This window comes from Frankia sp. AgPm24 (genome assembly GCF_023243055.1).
Lineage (GTDB): Bacteria > Actinomycetota > Actinomycetes > Frankiales > Frankiaceae > Frankia > Frankia umida.
This window is the reverse complement of the sequence record NZ_JALKFW010000180.1, coordinates 22,926-29,290: the sequence shown is the minus strand read 5'-3', so window position 1 is coordinate 29,290 and position 6,365 is coordinate 22,926. Positions and strand designations below refer to the sequence as shown.

The window sequence follows — 6,365 nt, the reverse complement described above, 5'->3', positions numbered from 1 at the left end:
CGATCTTCCTCTCCCAACCCGCCCAGGTCATAAGATGATAGCCATCGCCTGACTCACCTCATCTTGACGGGTAGGGGGTGGCGGCTGGCGCCGAGCCTGAGAAGGTTGCCAGGCGGGTCATGGCTCGGCTCCGAGCGGAGTTGGGACACGCCCCGGACAGCGTGGTTGTTCTGTCACGGAACACCATCCCCCGGACCTCGTCTGGGAAGGTTCAACGGAGACGATGCCGGGACGCCTACTACGGGGGCCATCTGCCCGTGCTGGCTGACCTGCCCCGGTGAGCGGCGACTCCTGTTGGGCCGAAGCCGCCGCTCGAGCGGGGTCAGGTGTTGGCCGGCAGCTCGGTTCCGGCACCACGCCGACGGATCGTCACCAGGTCATGTCGGGCCTGCGGCAGGGTCTGCTCCGCGGCACCCTCGACCACGAACCCGGCGTCCGCGATCATCCTCAGGTCGTCCTCGCCCGGCTGGCCCTCGCTGGTCAGGTAGTCGCCGAGGAAGATGGAGTTGGCCAGGTGCAGCGCGAGGGTCTGCATTCCCCGCAGGTGAATCTCCCGGCCGCCGGCGAGGCGGACCTCAACGTCCGGGAACAGGAACCGGAACACGGCCAGGATGCGCAGGCAACGTTGCGGTGTCAGATCCCAGCGGTCCTGCAGCGGAGTGCCCTCGAAGGGGATCAGGAAGTTCACTGGCACCGAATCGGGATCAAGGTCGCGCAGGGCGAGCGCCACGTCCACGATGTCCTCGTCGGTTTCCCTCATGCCGAAGATGGCACCCGAGCATGGCGACAGCCCTGCCTGCTTGGCATCGGTCACCGTGCTCACCCGGTCGTCAAAGGTGTGCGTGGAGCAGATGTCGCGGTAGTTCTCCGCACTGGTGTTCAGGTTGTGGTTATAGGCGTCCGCGCCCATCTCCCGCAGACGGTCGGCCTGGCCCGGCTTGAGCAGGCCGAGACAGACGCAAACCTCCACGTCCGGCGTGGCGCTCTTGATCGCGTCGACTGTGTCCGAGATCCGGTCGAGGTCGCGATCGGCGGGGCCTCGACCGCTGGCCACCAGGCAGACTCGCTTGGCGCCTGCCGCGATGGCGCGCTCGGCGTTACTGGCCGCCTCCTCTGGGCTGATCCAGGAGTACTTCATGATCTCCGACTGCGAGCCAAGTCGCTGAGAGCAGTAGAAGCAGTCCTCCGGGCACCGCCCGCTCTTCATGTTGACCAAGAAGTTCAGCTTGACCCGCATGCCGAAGAAGTGCCGCCGGACCCGGGAGGCCGCCGCAACCACATCGAGGATGTTCTCATCGGGAACACGGAGCACGGCAAGCAAATCTTCGCGGGACGGCCGTTCACCCCGCAAGGCTTTCGAGGTCAGAGAGTCCAGAAAACGGTCAAGCGAAGGCTGTGTCATGCCAGACATCATGCGGACCGTCTGACCGGTGCACAAGCGATTGCCAGAAAGATCACTCATACCGAATGTCGAACCCGGCAACCTTCCGATCTAGCCATCGCGCCACGAAAACGGTATTCTGGGAATATTTGGCCATAAGCGCCGGACAGGCTCTCCCGGGCAGTCGATTCCGGCGACGGTTCCGTCGTTCCTTTTCTACAAGGCAGACCAAGGGGAAAGTTATGCCTGTTGATACCTTCCCGCTCGCAGCGGCGACGCGACTGCCACCGCGCGGCTCGCGACTGCCAGCTCCGATCCAGACGTTCCTGTACGGAAAATACCGGCACGTTTTGCTGCCTCGGGTTCATCAGCGGCACGGCGATATCTTCACCCTGAAGCTGGCCCAGTTCGCCCCGAAGGTCGTGGTGCTCGCGAAGCCAGCCGATATAAGGAACATTTTCACTGGGTCGGCCTCAACCTTCCACGCTGGTTATGGCATCCTCGGCCCTGCAATGGGAGATCATTCCGTGATTCTCCTCGATGAGGGTGAGCACAAGCGAGTCCGTCGTCTAGTGATGCCAGCATTCACGGGTCCCGCACTGCGCGGCTACCAGGATATGGTGGCACAGCTCACCAAAGACGAGGTCGCCGGCTGGGAGACAGATCGCCCGGTGAACGGTTACACGCGGATGCAACAACTCACCCTGGAAGTAATCCTCCGAGTAGTGTTCGGTGTCACCGACCCGAACCGCCTCACCGAAATGCGACCACTGGTTTACCATGTCGCCTCGATTGGCCCGATCACACTACTCGGCTTGTCCAACCCCCTGCTTCGGCGCGTCAATCCATGGCGCAGGTACCGGGCCCGGCAGGAGCGATTGGACGCCTTGCTATACAGCGAGATTACCGAACGTCGGCGCGCCAAGGATCTAGAATCCCGTACCGATATCTTGTCTCGGCTGCTGGTGGCCTCCCGTTCGGATCCCTCACAGGATGGATTGTCCGACGCCGAGCTACGTGACCAACTCATCACTCTGCTCCTCGCCGGTCACGAGACCACGTCCGCTGCTCTCGCGTGGACTCTGCATGAGCTGGCTAGGCAGCCGGTGCACCTTAAAGCCGCCCAAAAGGCAGCATCCACCGGCGATGATGAATACCTATCCGCCGTGGCCAAGGAAATCTTGCGGCTACGTCCGGTGGTCTACGAACTGGCTAGGCAGCTTGCCGAACCCGTCGAGATCGGCGGCTATCGACTACCTGCTGGAATTGCCGTAATGCCGGCCGTTGGCCTTGTTCATTCGGATTCAGAGAATTTTCCGGATGCCGATAGTTTCCGGCCGGAACGTTTCATTGAAGGTCAGCCGGCGGCAAACACCTGGATACCGTTCGGTGGCGGTGCTCGCCGTTGCGTCGGTGCCGGATTTGCTCTAATGGAGATGACAATCGTGCTCCGCGAACTGCTCCGCGACTTTGATATTCGACCGGACCGTCCCCGCCCGGAAGCACCCTACATGCGCAATGTCACCCTGGTTCCTGCCCGAGGTGCCCGCATAGTTCTCACTCGCCGACCGTGAAATACATGACGGATCCAGGAATGACCCGCGCCGGATCCACAGGTTGGCCGGGATCCCGATCTGACTCTGATCTTCTAGCGGTCGAACAGACCTCTTGTGATCCGAATGTTGGTGGTCGGTTACGAGCACCGGCTTGAAGTCACCTGCTTGATCTCGGGGTCGCTGCCCGCACACGGGGTGAACGCCCCGGTGGACGAAGTCGTGCTCGTCGCCGACGAGCTGGGGCTCCCTGCCCGGGTCGAGCGAGGAGCCTGCTCGCGGTGTCAGACAGCCTCGATGCGGTGTACGGCCAGAGCTGTGGCATCTGATCGATTGCGAGATCGCATGCTGTGGTCGACGACGTGGCTACCTGAGCGAGTACGGGGATCTGGCGCAGCCTTGTGATCGAGCCGGAACCGACCATCGCCAAATTATTGGCAGCGGGCCACAAGGATTGAGTTGGCGTGATCTCTCTGATCTTGGGTTGTGCTGCCCTATCTGGCGGAGGTCGTGGTCGAGGCAGCGAGCGGTCAACCGACGGAGTACGGCCGCGGATTCATTCCCGGTCGAACTCGGCTGACCAGGGTGTCCCTGCCAACGTCCAAGCCCACCGTGGCGGCCAACCGGCGCGCGCCAAACCGGTCGCGGCACCACCATAGCCGGCGGGGTGAACCGCGCGAGCGGGTGGGTCAGTCCTTTGAGCGCCGGCGGACTCGAGGTGCAGCCGGCTATAGACCATCTGCATGGTGGCCAGCGGCAGGTCCAGGCACGGGAGCAGACGGACGGGGAGTGTCACACCGGGTCCCGACGAGGTGCCGTGGCCCGCGGACGGGGTCCCGGAGCGCGGCGGGGCCCGCGGCGCCGAGGCGTCTCCCAGCAGTGAGGAACAGCGCGGTGCGCCGGGGGTGTGGGGTATGTCCGGGAAGGGGCCGAATCGAGTCGGAGACGAGCGGTCACGGTCGCGCACACAAGACCGTCCGCTCGACGCCGCGTAGGCGGAGCGAGATGACGAGCGTTCCGCCGTCGGTGACGTCCCGGGCCAGCGCCGTGTGGATGCCGGTCGGGTCACGCACCAGAACACGGTCGTAGGGTAGGTGTGGTCGGGCTGTGATGTCACCTCGGACCACCGTGATGTTGTTGTGGCGCAGGTCGTGCCGGCCCTGGCGTTCCGACGGATCGTGGCGGGGTCGGGATCGGTGGTCACGACGGTGCCGGAGCGGCCCGCCAGCACGGACAGCAGCGTCGCGCTGTAGCCGTTCGGGGAACCGATCTTCAGGACGCGGCTACCGGGCTGGACGTCGAGTTGGTCGAGCATCACCGCGACCGCGGCTGGCGCCCACGCCCCGCACCCGGGCCGGGCGACGGCGCGGTGGGTCTCCTATGCGGGCGGCGGGTGTCGACTTGGCCGATTCGCGCATCGGTGCGCAGGGCGGAGGGGAGGAATTCGCTGCTCTGGACGGGCTTCACCGCGTGGGTACGGTGTCAGCATCGGGCTTGATCGGGTGGACGCGCCGGGAGTGCTGATGGTGGAGGACGCGGAGGAGATCGGCCGTCGCGCCAGGCGGGCCCGGTTGCGGCTGGGGATGACGCAGGCTGATCTCGCGGCGGCGCTGCGGCGGAGTCAGGGCTGGGTCTCGAAGATGGAGCGTGGTCTGATCGAGTTGGATCGGGTCGGTCTGCTCAACGCGCTCGCGGCGGAGCTGCATATCCATCCCAACGACCTGATCGGGCGCCCGTACGCGATCTCTCCGGCGGAGAACCAGTGGCAGACGGCCGCGTCGTCGATCGTCCGGGAGCTGCGGCGTTACGACCTGGCGCCGGTGTTCGACGGGACGCCCCGGCCTTCCTCGGTGATGTGGGGGGAGATGGTCCGCCTGCACCGTCTGCGGGACGCCGCGGCGAATGTTGCGATTTTGCGTGCGCTTCCTGATCTGCTGCGGGAGGCCCGTGCGCTGGCGGAGGTGTCGACCGGGCGTGAGCGGGAGGAGGCGTTCGCGCTCTACGGGGTGGCTCTGGCGGTTTGGTTTGGCCCCATCCGGGCGGCTTGAAGTGGCCCCGCCCGGTGGGTGGCCGGGTGGGGGTGTGGCGGTTTGATCTGGCCCCACCCCGGGGCGGGTCAGGTGGTGGTTTGGCGGGCGGCGCGGGCGTGGGCGAGCCGGTAGGAGTCGACGTAGGTCGGGACCCCGAGGCGGATGCCGAGTGCGGCGACGTTGCCGAGCCCGAAGAGGAAAGTGAGCCCGACAACGGTGCCCACGATCACGGTCACCATGCGGGCGGTGCCGTTCGGACCCACTAGGTCTACGGAACGTGTGTTCGATCCGTCGAGCGAGGTTGCCGGCTGGGTGCTCACTGGGCATCGCCCCTGGTCAGGAGCCTTGTGGAGACCGGTCGGACGGTGATCTCAGGTCCCTGGACCAAGATCAGGCGGTTCTTATTGTGTTGCGTTAGGTCCACTAAACCGCCAGGTAGACGGCCACATCGGAGCGATCTTTCCCGTCCGCTTCGGAGATCATCCCGTACTTACCCCGTACTTTGACGGGCTCCTCGGATGTCGGTCGAGCCTCCAGGCGAAGGATGATCGTTTCGCTCCCTGCCCTGCTTTCGGGGTGCTCGCCCGTGCAGGCAACGCCAGTCTGGCCGGCGTCACGCTCCTCGACGGCGTGGCCTTTGGGACCTCACCCGGCTTGGCCGTCCGAGACGAAGCTCGCCTGGAATCAGCGGGAGCAATGGGTCTGGTCCGACCGGCTCGCCCACCCGGGGACCATCAGCGAAGCGACGTTCCTATCCGCGCCGTGGCGGATCAAGAGGCGTGGTCCGGCGCCCGAACGCGTCAGGAATCCCGACATCTGCTATCCCTGTGCGCGGCCCGGCCATAGACCGAAACTTGATCATCAAGTCACTTATCGTGCTCGGGCATGAGCGACTACCCCCGTCCCGCGCTGCTGCGAGCAGCGGCGGGTGCCCTGATCCGGGACCCCGACGACCGCGTCCTTCTCGTCCACCCCTGCGGCCGCACGTGGTAGGAGATCCCGGGCGGCGTGGTCGAGGACGGGGAGGCGCCCCCCGACGCGGCGGCACGTGAACTGCGCGAAGAGCTCGGGATCGCCCTGGCCGTGGGCCGTCTCCTGGTCGTCGACTACGTCTCGGCTCGCGACGGCCACAACGGGCTGCTCAACTTCGTTTTCGACGTCCCCGTAGTCGCACCGGACACGACGTTCGATCTGCCACCCGACGAGCTGGACCAGGCCAGCTGGGTCGAGGCGAAGCACCTGGAGCGCCATCTGATCCCACGGATGGCGGACCGTGTCCGCGCGAGCCTCGACGCCGTTCGCCGCACCAACGCTCACTACCTCGACACCGGCCGGGCCTTCGGGACAGCCCCGATCTCCTGACACGCGGACGAGAACCGTCACGACAGCCAGCATGGTCGA

3 protein-coding genes and 3 pseudogenes are annotated in these 6,365 nt (G+C 65.5%); 3 read left to right on the top strand and 3 right to left on the bottom strand.

Annotated elements, in window-relative coordinates; genetic code table 11:
* Positions 1-322: 322 nt before the first annotated feature.
* Positions 323-1,411 carry a biotin synthase BioB gene (gene bioB, locus MXD61_RS12390; protein WP_374628861.1) on the bottom strand — a complete coding sequence of 363 codons (1,089 nt, stop codon included), beginning with the start codon at positions 1,409-1,411 and terminating at the stop codon, positions 323-325.
* Positions 1,412-1,623: 212 nt separating this feature from the next.
* On the opposite strand from bioB, the gene MXD61_RS12385 reads away from it, so the two are divergent.
* Positions 1,624-2,955: a cytochrome P450 gene (locus MXD61_RS12385; protein ID WP_248813058.1), complete on the top strand. Its 1,332-nt coding sequence runs from the start codon at positions 1,624-1,626 to the stop codon at positions 2,953-2,955.
* A gap of 1,183 nt (positions 2,956-4,138) precedes the next feature.
* Here the strand turns inward: MXD61_RS12385 and MXD61_RS28845 are convergent.
* Positions 4,139-4,258 (bottom strand): annotated as a pseudogene (locus tag MXD61_RS28845) (hypothetical protein); the annotation flags it as partial.
* 199 nt (positions 4,259-4,457) lie between these two features.
* Between MXD61_RS28845 and MXD61_RS12380 the strand changes: the two are divergent.
* Positions 4,458-4,943, top strand: a pseudogene (locus tag MXD61_RS12380) (helix-turn-helix domain-containing protein); the annotation flags it as partial.
* A gap of 158 nt (positions 4,944-5,101) precedes the next feature.
* Here MXD61_RS12380 and MXD61_RS28460 read toward each other — a convergent pair.
* A pseudogene (locus MXD61_RS28460) lies at positions 5,102-5,284 on the bottom strand (hypothetical protein); the annotation flags it as partial.
* A 688-nt stretch (positions 5,285-5,972) separates the two neighbouring features.
* On the opposite strand from MXD61_RS28460, the gene MXD61_RS12370 reads away from it, so the two are divergent.
* Entirely contained in the window at positions 5,973-6,326 is a 354-nt protein-coding gene (locus tag MXD61_RS12370; RefSeq protein WP_248813054.1) for an NUDIX domain-containing protein, read from the top strand.
* The last annotated feature ends 39 nt before the right edge of the window (positions 6,327-6,365 follow it).